The 19,042-nt window shown below is 68.9% G+C and carries 15 protein-coding genes; 10 read left to right on the top strand and 5 right to left on the bottom strand.

All coding sequences use genetic code 11. The features are described 5' to 3' along the window. Positions 1-55 precede the first annotated feature (55 nt). From JYG37_RS05990 to JYG37_RS06000, 3 genes are all read left to right on the top strand, one after another. The gene (locus tag JYG37_RS05990) at positions 56-946 is read left to right on the top strand and encodes a DMT family transporter (protein WP_213345933.1); all 891 of its coding nucleotides are present in this window, start codon (positions 56-58) and stop codon (positions 944-946) included. A gap of 122 nt (positions 947-1,068) precedes the next feature. Beyond that, a complete protein-coding gene (locus JYG37_RS05995) occupies positions 1,069-1,722 on the top strand; it encodes a hypothetical protein (RefSeq protein WP_235356148.1) in 654 nt (217 codons plus the stop codon). A 51-nt stretch (positions 1,723-1,773) separates the two neighbouring features. Further along, on the top strand, positions 1,774-2,325 hold the full coding sequence (locus JYG37_RS06000) for an RES family NAD+ phosphorylase (protein ID WP_235356139.1): 552 nt from the start codon (positions 1,774-1,776) through the stop codon (positions 2,323-2,325). 36 nt (positions 2,326-2,361) lie between these two features. Here the strand turns inward: JYG37_RS06000 and JYG37_RS06005 are convergent, their stop codons facing one another. Then, a complete protein-coding gene (locus JYG37_RS06005; protein ID WP_050011713.1) occupies positions 2,362-3,576 on the bottom strand; it encodes an MFS transporter in 1,215 nt (404 codons plus the stop codon). Positions 3,577-3,909: 333 nt separating this feature from the next. On the opposite strand from JYG37_RS06005, the gene xdhA reads away from it, so the two are divergent. The 4 genes from xdhA to JYG37_RS06025 all read left to right on the top strand — a co-directional run bounded on the left by xdhA (position 3,910) and on the right by JYG37_RS06025 (position 9,131). Then, complete coding sequence (gene xdhA / locus JYG37_RS06010) at positions 3,910-5,496, top strand: xanthine dehydrogenase small subunit (protein WP_176015553.1); 1,587 nt, start codon at positions 3,910-3,912, stop codon at positions 5,494-5,496. 18 nt (positions 5,497-5,514) lie between these two features. Next, complete coding sequence (xdhB, locus tag JYG37_RS06015) at positions 5,515-7,878, top strand: xanthine dehydrogenase molybdopterin binding subunit (RefSeq protein WP_050011711.1); 2,364 nt, start codon at positions 5,515-5,517, stop codon at positions 7,876-7,878. A gap of 69 nt (positions 7,879-7,947) precedes the next feature. Then, complete coding sequence (gene xdhC / locus JYG37_RS06020; protein WP_050011710.1) at positions 7,948-8,616, top strand: xanthine dehydrogenase accessory protein XdhC; 669 nt, start codon at positions 7,948-7,950, stop codon at positions 8,614-8,616. A gap of 113 nt (positions 8,617-8,729) precedes the next feature. Next, positions 8,730-9,131, top strand: a complete 402-nt coding sequence (locus JYG37_RS06025) for a nuclear transport factor 2 family protein (protein WP_050011709.1) — start codon at positions 8,730-8,732, stop codon at positions 9,129-9,131. Between the two features lie 45 nt (positions 9,132-9,176). Here JYG37_RS06025 and JYG37_RS06030 read toward each other — a convergent pair whose 3' ends face one another. From JYG37_RS06030 to JYG37_RS06040, 3 genes are all read right to left on the bottom strand, one after another. Continuing rightward, positions 9,177-10,124, bottom strand: a complete 948-nt coding sequence (locus tag JYG37_RS06030) for a LysR family transcriptional regulator (protein ID WP_050011708.1) — start codon at positions 10,122-10,124, stop codon at positions 9,177-9,179. Positions 10,125-10,205: 81 nt separating this feature from the next. After that, complete coding sequence (locus tag JYG37_RS06035) at positions 10,206-10,844, bottom strand: 2-hydroxychromene-2-carboxylate isomerase (protein WP_050011707.1); 639 nt, start codon at positions 10,842-10,844, stop codon at positions 10,206-10,208. A 94-nt stretch (positions 10,845-10,938) separates the two neighbouring features. Beyond that, complete coding sequence (locus JYG37_RS06040; RefSeq protein ID WP_124555691.1) at positions 10,939-12,381, bottom strand: TAXI family TRAP transporter solute-binding subunit; 1,443 nt, start codon at positions 12,379-12,381, stop codon at positions 10,939-10,941. A gap of 432 nt (positions 12,382-12,813) precedes the next feature. Here JYG37_RS06040 and JYG37_RS06045 point away from each other — a divergent pair, with 432 nt between their 5' ends. The 3 genes from JYG37_RS06045 to JYG37_RS06055 all read left to right on the top strand — a co-directional run bounded on the left by JYG37_RS06045 (position 12,814) and on the right by JYG37_RS06055 (position 17,855). Next, entirely contained in the window at positions 12,814-13,179 is a 366-nt protein-coding gene (locus tag JYG37_RS06045) for a BON domain-containing protein (RefSeq protein ID WP_050011705.1), read from the top strand. A gap of 137 nt (positions 13,180-13,316) precedes the next feature. Beyond that, positions 13,317-15,407 carry a D-(-)-3-hydroxybutyrate oligomer hydrolase gene (locus tag JYG37_RS06050; protein WP_213345934.1) on the top strand — a complete coding sequence of 697 codons (2,091 nt, stop codon included), beginning with the start codon at positions 13,317-13,319 and terminating at the stop codon, positions 15,405-15,407. Between the two features lie 612 nt (positions 15,408-16,019). Then, entirely contained in the window at positions 16,020-17,855 is a 1,836-nt protein-coding gene (locus JYG37_RS06055) for a S10 family peptidase (RefSeq protein WP_050011703.1), read from the top strand. Positions 17,856-18,131: 276 nt separating this feature from the next. Here the strand turns inward: JYG37_RS06055 and JYG37_RS06060 are convergent, their stop codons facing one another. Next, complete coding sequence (locus JYG37_RS06060; RefSeq protein ID WP_050011702.1) at positions 18,132-18,920, bottom strand: sulfite exporter TauE/SafE family protein; 789 nt, start codon at positions 18,918-18,920, stop codon at positions 18,132-18,134. Positions 18,921-19,042 lie beyond the last annotated feature (122 nt).

A 19,042-nucleotide genomic window follows, 5' to 3' on the forward strand; every position in this document is an offset into this window, starting at 1 on the left:
GCGGGGCGACGGCATAGTCGGGATCCCGATTCACCCGATTGTCCGGAACGCCGCCATGAACCTGTCGCTTTATTTCGTCACCGTGCTGATCTGGGGCACCACCTGGATCGCGATCAAGTGGCAGCTCGGCTCGGTGCCGCCGCCCGTGTCGATCGCGTGGCGCTTCTGGCTCGCGGCCGCCGTGCTGTTCGCGCTGCTGCGCGTGATGCGCCGCCCGGTGCGCCCCCCGCGCGAAGCGTGGCGCTTTCTCGTCGCGCAGGGCTTCGCGCTGTTCTGCCTGAATTTCCTGTGTTTCTACTATGCGGAGCAGGTCGTGCCGAGCGGGCTCGTCGCGGTGATCTTCTCGACCGCGCCGCTGCTGAACTCGATCAACGGCCGGCTGTTCATGGGCCGCCCGCTGCGGCCGTCGGCGATCGCGGGCGCGCTGCTCGGCCTGACCGGCATCGCGTGCCTGTTCTGGCAGCAGATGGCCGGCCATCTCGACGACCACGCGACGTGGACGGGGCTCGCGATCGCGTTCGCCGGCACGATGTGCTTCTCGGCGGGCAACCTGCTGTCGAGCCGGATGCAGTCGATGGGGCTGCACCCGCTCGCGACCAACGGCTGGGCGATGCTGATCGGCGCGGCGATCCTGACCGTCGGCGCCGCGGTGGCCGGGATGCCGTTCACGCTCGACACGAGCCCGCGCTATCTCGGCGCGCTCGCGTACCTCGCGGTGCCGGGCTCGGTGATCGGTTTCACCGCGTACCTGACGCTCGTCGGCCGGATCGGGCCGGAGCGCGCCGCGTACTGCACGGTGCTGTTCCCGATCGTCGCGCTGGCCGTGTCGACGGTGTTCGAGGGCTACCGGTGGTCGCCCCTCGCGGTGATCGGGCTGCTGCTCGTGGTGGCCGGCAATCTCGTCGCGTTCGACCTCACGCGGCGGTTGTTTCTGCGGACGGCGTGACGGCGTTCGCGGCTGCGCGAACCCGCGATCGAGGAAACCGGCGAACGGTTGATTTGGTTGACACGGTTGACTTGGTTTCGATTCAAGGCTACGCTCGATCATTCCGGTAGTGACGGGAGGTGATGATGATTGCGCGGGCTCATACGCTGGAAGGAACGGCCGTCGTTCTTGATGTCGAGACGGAGGAAGCGCTGCGCAGCGCCGTCGGCGCGGCGACCATGCTCGGCCCCGATCGCGCGCGGGCGCTGCTCAGCCTGTCCGACGAGCAATTGGGGCACCTGTTCAAGGTCGGCATCGCGCAGGTCATCGATCTGGCCGGCACGATCACGTTCGGCATCGCCGCTGCGGCGACGCGCGACAGGCCGGCCCGCGGGAAGAAGCGGGCGGCGGCAGTCGCCGCCGCCGATCCGGAGCGGCAGGTGCAGGCCGAACGGCGCATGCTGGTCGCCGACGGCAAGCTGCTGCCCGCCGCGCAGACATGGGCCGGCCTCGGCATGACGCGGCAGGCGCTCAGCAAGGCCGTGGCGTCCGGCCGGATCTTCACGGTCGATGTCGGCGCCGCACAGTACTACCCGGCCTTCTACCTGGCGGGAGATATCGATCGGAAGACGTTGGGCCGGGTGACCCAATGTCTGGGCGGTTTGCCGGGATGGAGCAAATGGCAGTTCTTCACGACGCCGAAGGCATCGCTGGGCAACGTCACGCCGCTCGTCGCGCTGTCGCGCGGGAAGGTGGGTGAAGTCGAGCGCGCCGCCACGGCGTTCGCCGAGCGCTAGGCGGCCCGTTTGCTGACGGCGCCAGGAGCACATTTCGCGAGCGCGACACTGGTGACTCGCGAAGTTGCGCCGACGGCGCTGCTGCGCATCTCGCGATTCGCGACGGGCGAGCCGTACTTCGGCAAGTCGGGCGGCAACCGCTTCGACGATCCACGCAAGCGACGGCGGTACGGCACCAGCTATTTCGGCTTCGATCTGCATTGCGCATTCGCCGAGACGGTGCTGCACGACGAAGTCGCCGATCTGGCGCTGGGCGGTTTCCCGCTCGTGACGACCGAACTCGATCGCTACGTCCTTTCGTTTGGCGGCGCGCCGCTGACCGTCGCCGTCCTGCACGGCTTGCCACTGAAGAATCTCGGGGGTGACGGCGCGTTGTCGACCATCGCACCGTACGACGTTCCGCAACAGTGGTCGCTTGCCGTCCACCGGCATCCCCGTCGCGTCGACGGGTTTTTATACATGTCGCGCCATCTCAACACGTCGGAAGCGCTCGTGCTGTTCGATCGTGCCGAACCGAAGCTCTCGCTCGGGCGCGCCGTTCCGTTCAGGCGTCACGCCGACGCGGCCCGCGTATTGCGGGACTTCAACGTGCTGCTGCGTTGACGCGCGTGGCGTGTGCGGCAACGCGCGTCACGCCGCTTACGCCGCCGCGCCGCTCCCCGCCACGCGCGCCTGCCGCTGGTACAGCACCATCGACAGCGCGACGCCCGCGGCCGCGGCCACCGCCGCGAACAGGAACACCTGCGGATAGCCGAACGCACCGGCCACATAGCCGGCGAGCGGGCCGGTGATGCCGAGCGACAGGTCGAGGAACACCGAATACGCGGACAGCGCCGCGCCGCGGCTCGCGGGCGGCACCAGCGCGACGGCCTCGACGCCGAGCGCCGGGAAGATCAGCGCGAAGCCGAAGCCCGTCAGCGCGGCGCCGACGAGCGCGACGTGCGGCACCGGCGCGAGCCACAGCAGCAAAAGGCCCGCGGATTCGAACGCGAACGACACGATCGCGACGCGGAAGCCGCCGTAGGTCTTGATCGTGTTCGCGAACAGCAGGCGCGCGCCGATGAACAGCGTGCCGAACACGGTCAGCGACAGCGCGGCGTTCGGCCAGTGGCGCGCCGCGTAGTACAGCGTGACGAACGTCGCGATCGAGCCGAAGCCGGCCGAACCGAGCGCGAGGCCGAGGCCGTGCGGCAGCACGCGCGTGAACACGCTCGCATACGACATCCGTTCGCCGTGCACGAGCGGCACCGGCGCGATCGGGCGAGCGAGGGTGAAGCCGAGCGCGGCCAGCGCGATCACGATCACGCCGATCAGTGCCGGATTCAGCGTATGCGCGATCGCGACGCCGACCGGCGCGCCGAGCGCGAGCGCGCCGTAGGTCGCGATGCCGTTCCACGAGATCACCTTCGCGTTGTGCGCGACGCCGACCCGGCCGATGCCCCACAGGATCGCGCCGGTGCCGCACAGGCTTTCGCCGACGCCGAGCACGAGCCGGCTCGCGACCAGCAGCACGAGGCTCGCGACCGGCCAGTGCGCGAGCAGCAGCGCGACCAGCAGCAGCACGCCCGACACGCCGCAGCCGACCAGCCCGCGCAGCACCGTCTGCTTCGGCCCGAGCGTATCGGCGAGGCGCCCGGCGAGCGGCCGCGACGCGAGCGTCGCGAAATACTGGACGCTGATCGCCCCGCCCGCGACGATCGCGGAAAAGCCGAGGTCGTCGTGGACGAAGCCCGGCAGCACCGCGAGCGGCAGGCCGATGGTCAGGTAGCAGATGAACGTGAAGCAGACGACGGACACGATTTGCAGCGTGACCGCAAACCCGCTGCGCGGCGGTGTGGCGGAATCGGATGACATGGGGTCGGAACGAATGGCGGAGCCAACGGAAAACGGCGGAAAAGGGAATCGGGATTTTCCCATGGAACCGGTTTTCACGCAGGTACCGCTTAGTTAACTGCGCCCCGTTCGTAGAGAGGACCGCCGGTCACGGGGGCAGGGATGGACGGAGCGCCCCGTCCGGCAAGGGCGTCAGCCGGCCGGGCGCGCATATCGCGGCAGTTATATGAGCCGCATGCGTGATGGGCTATGGGTTGCGGAATTTGACGGTGATAGCGTGCAAACTGTCGGAAAAACGTCGGTCGAGCGCTCCGCGCAGGCCGCCTTGCCCCCCATTTGAAGAAACACCGAGACATGAGTGAGCCGATCCGCTTCTACCATCGTCACGCGATCCGCGAAGTCAGCGGCGCGGACGTGACCCGCACCGTGCTGCAATACCTGCGCGAGGACGCGCATTGCACCGGCACCAAGGAAGGCTGCGCGGAAGGCGACTGCGGCGCGTGCACGGTCGTCGTCGGCGAGCTGACCGACGCCGGCGCGGTCGAGTTCAAGGCCGTCAACGCATGCATCCAGTTCCTGCCGACGCTCGACGGCAAGGCGCTGCTCACGGTCGAGGACCTGCGCCGGCCGGACGGTTCGCTGCACCCGGTGCAGCAGGCGATGGTCGATTGCCACGGGTCGCAGTGCGGCTTCTGCACGCCCGGCTTCGTGATGTCGATGTGGGCGCTGTACGAGAAGCACGGCCACGAAGGCTGCGGCAGCGCGTGCGCGAAGGCGAAGGACGTGCCGACGCGCACCGAGATCGCCGATGCGCTGACGGGCAACCTGTGCCGCTGTACCGGCTATCGCCCGATCGTCGATGCGGCGGTGCGGATGTTCGATGCGAGCGGCGAAGGCGCGACCGGCGAAGCCGCGCCGCAGCCGGCCGCGCCGGTCGACACGGCCGCGCTCGCCCGCACGCTCGCATCGCTCAAGCGCGACGACACGTTCGACTACGCGACGGTCAACGGCGCGCGCTTCGCGGCGCCGCGCACGCTCGACGCGCTGGCCGCGCTGAAGGCCGAGCGTCCCGACGCGCGCATTCTCGCGGGCAGCACCGACATCGGCCTGTGGGTCACCAAGCAGATGCGCCGCCTCGACGACCTGATCTACGTCGGCCAGATCGCCGAACTGCAGCAGGTCGTGCACGGCGACGACTGGATCGGGATCGGCGCGGGCGTGACGGTCGAAAAGGCCTATGCGGCGCTCGCCGGAACCTATCCGGAACTGACCGAGATGTGGAAGCGCTTCGCGTCGCTGCCGATCCGCAACGCGGGCACGCTCGGCGGCAACGTCGCGAACGGCTCGCCGATCGGCGATTCGATGCCGGGCCTGATCGCGCTCGGCGCACGCGTCGTGCTGCGCGGCGGCGACACGGTGCGCGAGCTGCCGCTCGAGGCGCTGTACACCGGTTATCAACAAAAGGACCTGGCGCCGCACGAATTCGTCGTCGGCGTGAAGGTGCCGACCCGCACCGGCGCCCGTGCAAAGCTGCAGTTCCGCACGTACAAGCTGTCGAAGCGGTTCGATTCGGACATCTCGGCCGTGTGCGCGGCGTTCGCGTTCATCGCGGACGGCGACAGGATCCGCGAGCCGCGCATCGCGTTCGGCGGGATGGCCGCGACGCCGAAGCGCGCGGCCCATACGGAAGCCGTGCTCGACGGCGCGCAGTGGCACGAAGCCACCGCGCAGGCCGCGATGCAGGCGCTCGAGCGCGACTACCAGCCGCTGTCCGACATGCGCGCAACCAGCACGTATCGCCTCGATACCGCGAAGAACCTGATGTTCCGATTCTGGCTGGAGACGCGCCCGCACGACCCGCTGCCGCCGCAGGCGCTGAACGTGCGCGAAGTGGCCGCCGAAGCAGGCGCTGAAGTTGCCGACGACGCGGCACGCGTCTGACGACGGAGAACACCGAACATGAACCAGCAAGCAGAACCGTTCCTGAGCACCCTCGACCCGCAGGCCGACGCCGCGCAGGTGCACGTGTCGCGCGCGCACGAATCCGCCCACCTGCACGTGAGCGGCCGCGCGACCTATACCGACGACATCCCGCTCGTCGCCGGCACGCTGCACGCGGCGCTCGGGTTGTCCGCGAAGCCGCACGCGAAGATCGTGTCGATGAACTTCGACGCGGTGCGCGCGACGCCGGGCGTGGTCGCCGTGTTCACGGCCGACGACATCCCGGGCGTCAACGATTGCGGCCCGATCATCCACGACGATCCGGTGCTCGCGAACGGCATCGTGCAGTTCGTCGGCCAGCCGATGTTCATCGTCGTCGCGACGTCGCATGAAACCGCGCGGCTCGCCGCGCGGCGCGCGCAGGTCGACTACGAGGAACTGCCCGCGATCCTGACCGCGCAGGAAGCGCGCAAGGCCGAAACCTACGTGATCCCGCCGCTGAAGCTCGCGCGCGGCGACGCGGCCGCGCGGCTCGCCGCCGCGCCGCACCGCGAGTCGGGCGAGATGCTGCTTGGCGGCCAGGAGCAGTTCTACCTGGAAGGGCAGATCGCGTACGCGGTGCCGAAGGACGACGACGGGATGCACGTGTACTGCTCGACGCAGCACCCGAGCGAGATGCAGCACCTGGTCGCGCACGTGCTCGGCGTCGCGTCGCACAACGTGCTGGTCGAATGTCGCCGGATGGGCGGCGGCTTCGGCGGCAAGGAGTCGCAGTCAGGCCTGTTCGCGTGCTGCGCGGCGCTCGCCGCATGGAAGCTGCTGTGCCCGGTGAAGCTGCGTCCGGACCGCGACGACGACATGATGATCACCGGCAAGCGGCACGACTTCCATTACCGCTTCGACGTCGGCTACGACGACGACGGTCGCATCGACGGCGTCGCGCTCGACATGACGTCGCGCTGCGGCTTCTCGGCCGACCTGTCGGGCCCGGTGATGACGCGCGCGGTGTGCCACTTCGACAACGCGTACTGGCTCGGCGACGTCGACATCGCCGGCTACTGCGGCAAGACCAACACGCAGTCGAACACCGCGTTCCGCGGCTTCGGCGGCCCGCAGGGCGCGTTCGCGATCGAAACCATCCTCGACGACATCGCGCGTTCGCTTGGCCGCGATCCGCTCGACGTCCGCTACGCGAACCTGTACGGCAAGACCGAACGGAACGTGACGCCGTACGGGCAGACCGTCGAGGACAACGTGCTGCACGAATTGCTCGGCGAACTCGAGACGACGAGCGACTATCGCGCGCGGCGCGCGGGCGTGCGCGCCTTCAACGCCCGCAACACGGTGCTGAAGAAAGGCATCGCGCTCACGCCGGTGAAATTCGGCATCGCGTTCAACGTCACGCACTTCAACCAGGCCGGCGCGCTCGTGCACATCTACACCGACGGCTCGGTGCTCGTGAACCACGGCGGCACGGAGATGGGGCAGGGGCTCAACACGAAGGTCGCGCAGGTCGTCGCGCACGAACTCGGCATCCGCTTCGGCCGGATCCGCGTGACCGCGACCGACACGAGCAAGGTCGCGAACACGTCCGCGACCGCCGCGTCGACGGGCTCCGACCTGAACGGCAAGGCCGCGCAGGACGCGGCGCGCCAGTTGCGCGAGCGGCTCGCGGCGTTCGCGGCGAAGCAGTTCGGCGACGGCAACGTCGAGGCGGCCGACGTGAAGTTCGGCAACGACGTCGTGTGGGTCGGCGGCCATGGCGTGCCGTTCGGCGAGGTGGTCGCGAAGGCGTATCTCGCGCGCGTGCAGCTGTGGTCCGACGGGTTTTATGCGACGCCGAAGCTGCACTGGGATCAATCGAAGCTGCAGGGCCGGCCGTTCTACTACTACTCGTACGGCGCGGCCGTGTCGGAAGTCGTGGTCGACACGCTGACGGGCGAGATGCGCACGCTGCGCGTCGATGCGCTGCACGACGTCGGCGCGTCGCTGAACCCGGCGCTCGACATCGGCCAGGTCGAAGGCGCGTTCATCCAGGGGATGGGCTGGTTGACGACCGAGGAGCTGTGGTGGAACGCGGGCGGCAAGCTGATGACGCATGCGCCGTCCACGTACAAGATCCCGACGGTGAACGACACGCCGCCCGAGTTCAACGTGCGGCTGTTCCAGAACCGCAACGTCGAGGACAGCATCCACCGCTCGAAGGCCGTCGGCGAGCCGCCGCTGCTGCTGCCGTTCTCGGTGTTCTTCGCGGTGCGCGATGCGGTGGCCGCGGTCGGCGACTACCAGGTGAATCCGCCGCTCGACGCGCCGGCCACGGGCGAGTCGATCCTGCGCGCGATCGGCGCGGTGCGTGCGGCGAGCGCGAGCCGGGCAGGTTGAGATGAAACGCTCTTTGCGCTTGCTTCGTTCGTTGCTCGCTCACGGCGGCACGACCCGACGGAGGCCGGCATGAACGGCCCCGCTCGTTCGCCGCGTGCCGCGTCGCAGGCGTCCGCCGCCGGATGCGACGGCGCGTGCGGCAGCGCGTCGTCGCAACGACAGCCGTTCGCGCCCGGCTCCGGCCAGCGCAACCGCGTGACCGCAGCACCGCCGCCGATGCACATCGTGCTGTTCGGCGCGGGGCACGTCGGCCACGCGCTCGTCACGCTGCTCGGCGCGCTGCCGTGCGTCGTGCAGTGGGTCGACACGCGCGACGAGCTGTTCCCGGACGAATGTCCGCCGAACGTGCAGCCGGAGCCGACCGACACGCCGGAGGCCGTCGTCGACGCGGCGCCGCCCGGCGCGTACTTCCTCGTGATGACGCACAACCACGCGCTCGACTTCGCGCTCGCCGCGCAGATCATGCGGCGGCGCGACTACGCGTACTTCGGAATGATCGGCTCGCGCACCAAGCGCGTGAAGTTCGAGCGCCGGCTCGCCGCGCGCGGCGTCGATCCGGCGCGGCTCGTCGAGATGGTGTGCCCGATCGGCGTCGCGGGCATCGTCGACAAGGCACCGGGCGCGATCGCGGTGGCCGTCTGCGCGGAGCTGCTGCAGGCCCGCTCGGGCATGCCGGTGGCCAATGCGAAGGCGGCCGCGGCCGGGCGCGCATGCGACGACCTGTCCTGCGCGCGCTAAAACGCGCGGTAAAACGGTCATGCCGCGCGGCTGGCGCACGACCGCGCGTTTTTGCCTACACTGCACGACAACGCGCGGCAGCGGGCCGCGCTTCACGTCACCGTGCACGCCCCATGTCCGATCACTCCGTCTATCTCGACGCGCTCGATGCGAGCCTCGTCGCCATCGAGCGCTGGCTGTCCGGCGTCGATACCGCGCCGGCGGCGCTCGATGCGCTGCTCGCCGCGTTTTCCGTCGACTTCACGATGATCCTGACCGACGGCCGCGTGGTCGACCATGACGGCATGCGCGCGCTGTTCGCGAAGCTGGCCGGCGCGAAGCCGGGGCTGCACATCGCGCTGTCGGAGATCCGCGTGCTCGCGGCCGATGCAGCGCATGCGGTGGTCACCTATCTCGAAACGCAGCATGCGGCAGCGGGCGAACTGCCGGCGCGCCGCGCGACCGCCGTGTTCGCGCGCGACGCGGCGGGCGTCGTGCGCTGGACTCATCTGCAGGAAACCTTCTGCACGGCCTGAGCGGCCGCGCTGCCTGACCACTCCGCGCCGCGCTTTGGCCGCGCGTCAGCGCTTGCGCGTGCGGGCGACCGTCAGTTCGTCGGACACGCTCTGCATCAGCGCGCACAGCCACGCGATGTCGGTCGGCCGGTCGGGTTGCGGGTGCGTGAGCAGGTAGCTCTTGATGCGCGGGAACGGCACGGGCGGCGTGACGACGACGAGCGGCAGCAGTTGCGCATAGTGCGTCGCGAAGCGGCGCGTCGTCGTGAAGATCAGGTCCGACTGCAGCAGCACCTGCGGCACGATCCCGAAATACGGCAGCGTCGTCACGATGCGCCGCGTGAGGCGTGCGCGCGCGAGGCCGATCTCGATCGCGTTGCGCTTGTCGCCGGTGTACGGCGTCGGCGCGACGTGCGCGGCCGACGCATACGCGTCGCGCGTGAGCGGTTCGCGGGCGAGCGGATGCGCGTCGCGCATCAGGCACACGATCGTGTCGGAGAACAGGTCCTGGCGCGCGAACTGCGGGTCGGGCTTCGGCCAGTTGCCGATCACGAGATCGAGCGCACCCGATTGGAGCGCGCCCGCGTGGTCGAGCGCGGGATTCAGCGAATCGATTTCCAGATGCGCATGCGGCGCCGCGTCGCGAAAGCGCTCGATCAGCGTCGGCATGAAGAAATCGTTCAGGTAGTCGGGTGCGGCGACGCGGAATGTGCGCCGCGCGGACGACGGATCGAAGTCGCCGTGCGGCGTCGCGATGAAGTCGACCTCGCGCAGCGCGCGCGACGCGGCTTCGAGCAGCGACGCGCCGTATTCGGTCGGCACCATGCCGGATTTGCCGCGCACGAGGATCGGGTCGTTCAGCGTCTCGCGCAGCTTGCGCAGCGCGGTGCTGATCGCGGGCTGGGTCTGGTTCAGCCGCAGCGCGGCCTGCGTGACGCTGCGCTCGAGCAACAGCGTGCGCAATACGCGCACGAGCCAGATGTCGAGCGAGGCGGTACGGTCGTCGTCGTCCATTGGTGGGGGGTGATTCGGGGGACGCGTAACCTTACCGCAGCCGCGCGTTGCCGTGCGTGATACCGGCCATCACGCACCCCATCACGCGCGGCCCTTCGGCAGCGTGCTGATCCGCTTGACCTCGCGCGATTCGAGCCAGTTCGGCGTGCGCGCGCAGTACAGCACCATCGGCAGCGCGTCCTCGCCCCAGAACAGTTGCTTGTTCATCCAGAAGGTGGGCACGCCGAACACGCCGAGCGCGATCGCATCGGCCGTGTTGCGGGCCAGCTGCGCGGCGGTTTCCTCGAATTCGATCAGCTCGTCGCCGTGGCTCACGCCGACGCGTTCGCACAGCGCCGCGAAGCCGTCCGGCGTCGATGGATCGTTGCCTTCTCGCCAGACGAAGCGGAACATTTCCAGCACCGTCACGATATCGGCGCGCAGCGCGATCGCGAGGCGCAGCACCTTGTCGGAATCGAATGGATGCGCGGGCGGCATCTTGAAGCGGATGCCGAGCTGTTCCGCGCGAAACAGCGCGTGACGGTACGTGAACACGCGCTTGGCCGGCACGTCGGCGCTCGGGCGCTGGCCCCAGTGGCGCTGCAGGTCGGGCAGCGATACGGCGACGGGGTTGAACGGCACGTCCGGCCATTTGTCGTGCTGCTCGAGCAGCAGATACGAGAACGGCGACACGAAGTCGAAGAACCAGGCGGGTTGGGCGGTATCGAGGCCGGTTGTCATGTCGTTCTCCAGAAGGGGGGGCGTGCGGCGCCTGGCGGCGGCCTCCATGTTACGCGGCAGCGCGCGCATGCAGCAATGATCGCGGATCGTTCGCTCACGCGGAACCGGGAGTCGCCCGGGGGCCATCGCCGGCCGGCGGCGGGCCGGTTTCCGCGCGCGCCGGCGAATTGCCGGCGCCGGGCGGGCCCGCCGGCGCATCCTGGTCGTGCGCGGTGAGCCGTTCGCGCACGAAGCCGATGTGCTCGCGCAGCACGTAGAACTGCCCGGCGTACGCGAGCGGCATCTTCATCCGGTTCACGGCTTCCTCGATGTCGTCGAGCTCGTCGAGCAACTGCACGCGCTCCTCGGCCGTATGTTCGCCGAGCGCGCGGCGCTCGAGCGCGATCAGCGCGCCGTACCAGCGGTAGATGCGCGAGCGCACGCGCCAGCCGTACAGCGACGGCACGAGCCGCAGCCCGGGGATCAGCACGACGATCAGCGGCACGACCACGACCAGCAGCCGGTCGACGAGGCTCGCGACCCAGAACGGCAGCCGCCGGTACAGGAAGCTCTTGCCCGACTTGTAGTAGCGGGCGGCGTCGTCGGACAGCGGAAAGCCGCGCGTGACGGACGACGGGAATTCGCCCGCGTGCTGCAGGATCGTCGCGTGGCCGTGCACTTCGCGCGCGGCCTCGATCAGCAGGTCGGACAGCGCCGGGTGCAGCGAGTCGCGCGCGACGAGTTCGATCGTCGGCGCGACCGTGTGGATGTCGGCCGGCGGCAGGTTGCGGCCGAGATCGTAGACGCCCATCGGCAGCGTGATTGCGGTCAGATACGGAAAGCGCCGCGCGTACGCCTCGGCCTGCGTGAACGAATATACGTGCACGCCGGGCGCGCGGAACAGCTTTGCCATCACCGGGATCTGCGTCGAGTCGCCGGACAGGAACGCGGCGTCGATCTTGCCGTCGAGCAGCGCGGTCGCGGCGTCCTCGCCGGCGGTCGGCAGCAACTCGGTCGGGCCGCCCGGCACGATGCCGTTCATCTTCAGCAGCGCGAGGCTCAGTTCGCGCGCGCCGCTGCCTTCGGCGCCGAGCGCGAGCCGCTTGCCCTTGAAATCGGACAGGCGCGCGACGACCGGGCCGCGGTACATGATCGCGAGCGGCACGTAGCCGATGCTGCCGAGCGACACCAGATGCTCGTCGCGCTCCTTCGGGCCGATGCCGCTCTGCACGAAGCCGACGTCGACCGGCGCGTTCGGGTTCGACAGCCGCGCGAGGTTCTGCGCGGAACCTTCGGACGATTGAACGTCGAGCGTGACGCCGTTTTTCGCGAGGATCGTCTTGTATTTCTGCGCGGCGTTCCAGTACGTGCTGCCGGGCGGCCCGGCCGAGATCACGAGCGTGGACGGCGGCGCCGGCTGGATCAGCTTGACCGCGAGCCAGACGGCCGCGCCGGCGAGCAGCACGGTCGGGCCGATCGACAGCGCGAGGTCGCGCCACGACACGGCGACGAAGCGGGCGAGGATGCGGCGCGGCGGGCGGGGACGGGCAGGCTTCATGGGATTGGCGGATGACGCTGGCGTGACGCATCGGTGACGGTCGTCGCGGGACGATGCGGATTCTCGCGGCGATGGTACCCGGTTTCCCTGCGCCTGCGCGAGTCGGGGCGGTATTGCACCGCGGCGCCGCGACGGCGGCGGGCATCCCGGCGTCAAAAGCTTTGCGCTTCGGCGGGCGCTGGATTACATTGTGCGACGCAGCCGCGCCCGATTCGCGCGCGACCCGGCACGTCATGAGGCCGGGCGCGTCCGGCCGGCGGCTGCCCGGCCCGACCGGCCCGCTTTTGCGTGCGCCGGCCGCCGGCCCGTGACGCCTCTCTCGTATCGCCGTGGAAAACACCGGCTGTCCCGCCCGTTCGCGCGCGGGCCGGCTGTTTTTGGGGGTATCCGGCCGTACTGTGCACGGCCGTTCCGGAGTGATAAGGAGATAGCATGAAGTCGATCGTGTTGAGAGCGTTGGGCGTCGCCGCCGTGGCGGCCTGTCTGTCGGGCAGCGTATATGCGCAGTCGAGCGACGCAGCGGCAACGGAAGCGCCGGCGGCCGCGACGAGCGCGCCGAAAGCCGCCGCGAAAACCGCGAAGAAGGCGAACCGCAAGCTCGGCTATGCGGTGCGCAAGGCCATTACGAAGGCAGGCGGCATCGACGTGGCGAACCTCGTCGTGCGCTCGAAGGGCGGCGCGATCACGCTGGAGGGCACGGTGCCCGACCAGGCTCAGATCGACAAGGCGGAAGAGGCGGCGAAGGGCGTGAGCGGTGTGACGTCGGTCACGAACAAGCTGACGGTTCAGCAGCAGTAACGCCGGGCGGCGGCGCGCGAGCGCCGCGCGCGCCCGTTTCAGGCGGGCCCCGGCATGCCGGGGCCCGTTTGCGCTTCAGGGGGCCGACAGCCGCGCGCGGCGCGGCGACGGACCGAGAACGATATCGAGGGGCGGCGATGACGAAGTTCGGGTGGGGCAAGCGGGTGGTGTGGGGGGCGGCGCTGGCCGCAGTCGCGATGCTCGGCGCCTGCAACGGCGACGAGTCGGCCGAGCGCAACCGGTTGCCCGGCTTCGTGTCCGGCAGCGTGCGCACGACGGCCTACGACGGCGCGAGCGACGACCTGCTGACGGCCGGCCTCGGCAAGACGGGCCTCGCGGCGGCGACCGCGCCGGGCTTCGCGAACCCGTCGCGGCCGACGAGCGCCGAATTGCGCCGCCTCGCGATCTGGTCGAACTACCGCGCGCTCGTCGACATGAGCGCGAACGGCGGCTACGGCCGCTTCTGGGGGCCGAACGTCGACCTCGACGGCAACGACACGCTCGGTGAAGGCAAGATCCCCGGCACCGAATATCTCGCGTATGCCGACGACGGCAGCGGCGCCAAGAACGTGACGCTGCTCGTTCAGGTGCCTGCCAGCTTCAATCCCGCGCAGCCCTGCATCGTCACCGCGACGTCGTCCGGCTCGCGCGGCGTGTACGGCGCGATTTCCGCGGCCGGCGAATGGGCGCTCAAGCGCGGCTGCGCGGTCGCCTACAACGACAAGGGCGGCGGCAACGGCGCGCACGAACTCGGTTCCGACGCCGTCACGCTGATCGACGGCACGCTCGCCGACGCGGTGCTGGCCGGCACCGCGAGCCTGTTCACCGCGAACGTGACGAGCGGCGATCTCGCCGCGTTCAACGGCCGCTTCCCGAACCGCTATGCGTTCAAGCACGCGCATTCGCAACAGAATCCGGAACAGGACTGGGGGCGCGTGACGCTGCAGGCGGTCGAATTCGCATACTGGGCGCTCAACGAGCAGTTCGGCCCGCTGATCGACGGCACGCATCACGCCGTGCGCTATCGCGCGGGCGACATCACGACGATCGCCGCGTCGGTCAGCAACGGCGGCGGCGCGTCGCTCGCGGCGGCCGAGCAGGACAGCCGCGGCTGGATTACCGCGGTCGTGGTCGGCGAGCCGCAAATCAACGTGCGGATGGCGCCGAATGCGGTCGTCCGGACGGGCGGCCAGCCGGCGCCGTCGTTCGGCCGGCCGCTGGCCGATTACGCGACGCTCGCGAACCTGCTGGAACCGTGCGCGGCCGCGTCGGCGTCGCTCGCCGGCGCGCCGTACCTGAGCGCGCTGCCGTCCGCGACCACGCAGTCGATCCGCACGCAGCGCTGCGCAACGCTCGCCGCGGCCGGGCTGGTGGCGGGCGCCGACACGCAGAGCCAGGCGGCCGACGCGCTCGCGCAGCTCCATGCGGCCGGCTATCTGGCCGATTCCGACCTGTTGCAGGCGGCGATGTGGGATTCGCAGGCGATTCCCGCGATCGCGGTCACCTATGCGAACGCGTACACGCGCTCGCGCGTCACCGACAACCTGTGCAACTTCAGCTTCGCGACGACGAACGCGGCGACGGGCGCGGTCGCGGCGCCCGCCGCGTCGCCGATGCCGGCCGTGTTCGGCATCGGCAACGGCGTGCCGCCGACGGCCGGCATCAATCTCGTGTTCAACAACGGCGCGGGCGCCGACCACCGGCTCGCGACGCCCGATGCGAGCTTCGCGGGCGCGCTGTGCCTGCGCCAGCTGTGGACGAACGGGATGCTCGGGATGCCCGCGAACGTCGACGCGGTGCGCGTGAACGCGAACCTGCACGGCAAGCCGGCGATCATCGTGCAAGGCCGCAGCGACGCGCTCGTGCCCGTGAACCACGCGTCGCGCGCGTACGTCGCGCAGAACGGCATCAGCGAAGCCGGGCGCAGCCAGTTGGCGTTCTACGAAGTGACGAACGGCCAGCACTTCGACGCGTTCCTGTCGGTGCCGGGCTTCGACACGCGCTTCGTGCCGGTTCACTACTACAACGTGCAGGCGCTGAACCTGATGTGGAAGCGTCTGAAGAGCGGCGCGGCGCTGCCGCCGTCGCAGGTGATCCGCACGGTGCCGCGCGGCGGCACGCCGGGCGCCGCGCCCGCGCTGACGAGCGCGAACCTGCCGCCGATCTCGGCCGCGCCGGGCGCGAACGCGATTTCCGTCGGCGTCGGTACGATCGACGTGCCGCTCTGACGGCGCCCGTCACGCGCCTCCAGCAAGCCGGACAGCCGTCCGGCTTTTTTTATGGGCGTTTCTGGAATCGGTCCCGGACTGCCTTTTATCCGAATGGCGAGCGCTGTAACAAATTCTTACTTTACGGCGATAAATCCGGAACCTATTATGCGCCGGTATTTTCACTTAATTTAATAAATCAGATTACGAAAATATTTCTTTCCATTTAATTAATCGATCCTTTCGATTTTATTCAATCGGCTCGAGTCGCGATTGGTCGCGGTTTCGCGATTAATCGGTATCTCGCCGATGGGGATCGTTTGTCTGGTCGAAGTGAAGACGCTTTGCTGAGCGGGCTTTGCGAGGCGTCATTTTGTCCGTCGCTTTCGTTGTGCGTGCGAATCCGCGGAATGAATCCGTATTGCGGTGAATCATCGAATTATCGTTGCCAATGGAGTTTATGCCATTGTGCGGTTGCAAAAAACAGGTGGGGTAAATCGTGCCGATCGGTATTCGCCGATCCGGTAAAAAACTCGGAGTGCGTCGCATAACGAATGCATTCCCGGTGCGGAGCGCCGGCGCAAATGATCCCTTGCGACCGGCGGTATTTATCGTTCTGTTCGAGAGGCAATAATGACGACACGCAAGTCCTTGAAAGACGGTTTCGCGCTATTCGGAACGACCTTGAGCGTACCGCTCGCCGCCGCGGCGGCCGCGGCGCTGCTCGTCACGGGGTGCGGCGGCGACGATGGGCCGAGCCCGGCTGCGTCGGCCGCCACCGCGGCCGCGACGTCCAGCGGCGGCACGTCGGCCACCACCGACGCAACGGCCGCCACCGCGGCCGACCAGCCGTACGTCGACACCGACGTGTACGGCACCGGGCCGAACGATGCGGTCACGGATTCGACGGAAGGCGCGGCGGTCGTGCACCGCCAGGTCGCGATCGGCGGCAAGACGATCCAGTACACGGCCACCACCGGTCACCTGACGACGATCGATCCGGTCACGTCGGCGCCGAACGCGAAGATGTTCTACGTCGCGTACACGCAGGACAATCCCGACCCGTCGAAGCCGCGCCCGGTCACGTTCTTCTACAACGGCGGCCCGGGCTCGTCGTCGGTCTACCTGCTGCTCGGCTCGTACGGGCCGAAGCGCCTGCAGTCGTCGTTCCCGAACTTCACGCCGCCCGCGCCGTACAAGCTGCTCGACAATCCGGACAGCCTGCTCGACCGCACCGACCTCGTGTTCATCAACCCGGTCGGCACCGGCTACTCGACGGCGATCGCGCCGGCGAAGAACAAGGACTTCTGGGGCACCGACCAGGATGCGCGCTCGATCGACCGCTTCATCCAGCGCTACCTGACCAAGTACTCGCGCTGGAATTCGCCGAAGTTCCTGTACGGCGAGTCGTACGGCACCGCGCGCAGCGCGGTCGTGTCGTGGGTGCTGCACGAGGACGGCATCGATCTGAACGGGATCACGCTGCAGTCGTCGATCCTCGACTATGCGAACGCGCTGTCCGCGCCGGGCACGTTCCCGACGCTCGCGGCCGATGCGTTCTACTGGAAGAAGACGACGCTCAACCCGACGCCGACCGATCTCGACGCGTACATGGTGCAGGCCCGCCACTACGCGGACAACACGCTCGCGCCGCTTGCGCAGAAGCCGAATCCGCAGGACGGCGGCTTCGTGAACGTGCGGCTGAACCTGAAGCTGCAGACCGCTCAGCAGATGGGCGCGTACATCGGCACGGACCCGACGTCGCTGATCCAGACCTTCGGCAACCCGGCCGCGCTCGGCAACGTGCCGTCGTCGGACGACAACCCGCCGTACACGTTCTTCCTGACGCTCGTGCCGGGCACGCAGATCGGCCAGTACGACGGTCGCGCGAACTTCACGGGCAAGGGCATCGCGCCGTACATCCTGCCGAACTCGGGCAGCAACGATCCGTCGATCACGAACGTCGGCGGCGCGTACACGGTGCTGTGGAACAGCTACATCAACACCGATCTCAAGTACACGTCGACGTCGTCGTTCGTGGACCTGAACGACCAGGTCTTCAACAACTGGGACTTCAGCCACACGGACCCGACCGGCGCGAACAAGGGTGGCGGCAACACGCTGTACACGGCCGGCGACCTGGCGTCGACGATGAGCGTGAACCCGGACCTGAAGGTGCTGTCGGCGAACGGCTATTTCGACGCCGTCACGCCGTTCCACCAGACGGAGCTGACGCTCGCGCAGATGCCGCTCGATCCGACGCTCAAGGCGCAGAACCTGACGATCAAGAACTACCCGTCGGGCCACATGATCTATCTGAACGACGCGTCGCGGACCGCGCTGAAGGGTGATCTCGCCAACTTCTACGACGGCATCCTCGCGAACCGTACTGCGCTGCAACGCGTGCTGAAGCTGCAGGCGCGCACGCAGCAGATGAAGCAGCAGAAACTGCAGCAGCAGGGGCAGTAAGTGTTGCGGGCGGCGGGCGCCGCCCGCCGCGGCGGAAAAGTGCACGCGCGCGTGCGTCCCGATGTGGCGGGTCGTGTACGTTGATGGTGTGGCTGTCGTTCCACAAGATGCCCCCGAGAGTCGTGGACTCCGGGGGCATCTTTTTGTGTCGGAGGGGGTATCGCCCCGGAAGTCGAAGGTGATGGCTTCCTTAATCCTCAAAACAGGGATGAAAAGCCCTCTATTGAGGATCGGCATGCGCCGACGGTGGCGTCTGTCACCAGACGCGAGGCCCGCTTACGCCAGCACGAGCCGCACGCCCACCGCCACCAGGGTCGACGCGAGCAGGTTGCGCAGCAGCCGCTCGGGCGCGCGCGCCGACAGCAGGCTGCCGATCACGATGCCGGGCAGCGAACCGAGCAGCAGCGACAGCAGCATCGACCAGTCGACGGAGCCGAGCAGCCAGTGGCCCATGCCCGCGACCAGCGTGAGCGGCACCGCATGCGCGATGTCGGAACCGACGATGCGGGTCGTCGCCAGCAGCGGATACAGCAGCAGGAGCACGGTCACGCCGATCGCGCCGGCGCCGACCGACGTCATCGACACGAGCACGCCCAGCACGGCGCCCGTCAGCACGGTCGACCACAGCGTGCGCGCGGGGCTCGGCGCGAGCGGGTTGCGCGCGGCGAATGCCGTGAGCTGCGGGCGGAAGATCAGCGCGAGCGACGTGAGCAGCAGCGCGACCCCGAGCACGAGCTGGATCATCCGCGCGGTACCCGGCGTGTTCATCCCGTGCGTGTGCAGCCACCACAGCGTGAGCGCCGCGGCCGGTACGCTGCCCACCGCGAGCCGGCCCGTGATGCGCCAGTCGACCGAGCCCTTCAGGCCGTGGACGAGCGTGCCGGTGGCCTTGGTCGCGGCCGCGTACAGCAGGTCCGTGCCCACGGCCGTCGCCGGGTGGACGCCGAACAGCAGCACGAGGATCGGCGTCATCAACGAACCGCCGCCGACGCCCGTCAGGCCGACGAGAATGCCGACGAACAGGCCGGACAGCGAGTACAGCAGATCGATATGGGGAAGCGACATCGGAGGCAGGCGGTTAGGTGGCGTTCGGCGGCGGCGCGCGGCCGCGGCGCTGCGCGCGCGTCAAAGTCCGCCATTGTCGCAAAAGTGGCGCGTCAATGTACGACTGCGTTAAAAATCGGCCG

This window comes from Burkholderia sp. LAS2 (genome assembly GCF_018417615.1).
GTDB classification, from domain to species: domain Bacteria; phylum Pseudomonadota; class Gammaproteobacteria; order Burkholderiales; family Burkholderiaceae; genus Burkholderia; species Burkholderia sola.

What these genes read in the sequence shown, in the direction of transcription:
- JYG37_RS05990 (WP_213345933.1), top strand. Translation starts at nt 56, where the DNA reads ATGAACCTGTCGCTTTATTTCGTCACCGTGCTGATCTGGGGCACCACC.
- JYG37_RS05995 (WP_235356148.1), top strand. Translation starts at nt 1,069, where the DNA reads ATGATGATTGCGCGGGCTCATACGCTGGAAGGAACGGCCGTCGTTCTT.
- JYG37_RS06005 (WP_050011713.1), bottom strand. Translation starts at nt 3,576, where the DNA reads ATGTCATCCGATTCCGCCACACCGCCGCGCAGCGGGTTTGCGGTCACG.
- xdhA (WP_176015553.1), top strand. Translation starts at nt 3,910, where the DNA reads ATGAGTGAGCCGATCCGCTTCTACCATCGTCACGCGATCCGCGAAGTC.
- xdhB (WP_050011711.1), top strand. Translation starts at nt 5,515, where the DNA reads ATGAACCAGCAAGCAGAACCGTTCCTGAGCACCCTCGACCCGCAGGCC.
- xdhC (WP_050011710.1), top strand. Translation starts at nt 7,948, where the DNA reads ATGAACGGCCCCGCTCGTTCGCCGCGTGCCGCGTCGCAGGCGTCCGCC.
- JYG37_RS06025 (WP_050011709.1), top strand. Translation starts at nt 8,730, where the DNA reads ATGTCCGATCACTCCGTCTATCTCGACGCGCTCGATGCGAGCCTCGTC.
- JYG37_RS06030 (WP_050011708.1), bottom strand. Translation starts at nt 10,124, where the DNA reads ATGGACGACGACGACCGTACCGCCTCGCTCGACATCTGGCTCGTGCGC.
- JYG37_RS06035 (WP_050011707.1), bottom strand. Translation starts at nt 10,844, where the DNA reads ATGACAACCGGCCTCGATACCGCCCAACCCGCCTGGTTCTTCGACTTC.
- JYG37_RS06040 (WP_124555691.1), bottom strand. Translation starts at nt 12,381, where the DNA reads ATGAAGCCTGCCCGTCCCCGCCCGCCGCGCCGCATCCTCGCCCGCTTC.
- JYG37_RS06045 (WP_050011705.1), top strand. Translation starts at nt 12,814, where the DNA reads ATGAAGTCGATCGTGTTGAGAGCGTTGGGCGTCGCCGCCGTGGCGGCC.
- JYG37_RS06050 (WP_213345934.1), top strand. Translation starts at nt 13,317, where the DNA reads ATGACGAAGTTCGGGTGGGGCAAGCGGGTGGTGTGGGGGGCGGCGCTG.
- JYG37_RS06055 (WP_050011703.1), top strand. Translation starts at nt 16,020, where the DNA reads ATGACGACACGCAAGTCCTTGAAAGACGGTTTCGCGCTATTCGGAACG.
- JYG37_RS06060 (WP_050011702.1), bottom strand. Translation starts at nt 18,920, where the DNA reads ATGTCGCTTCCCCATATCGATCTGCTGTACTCGCTGTCCGGCCTGTTC.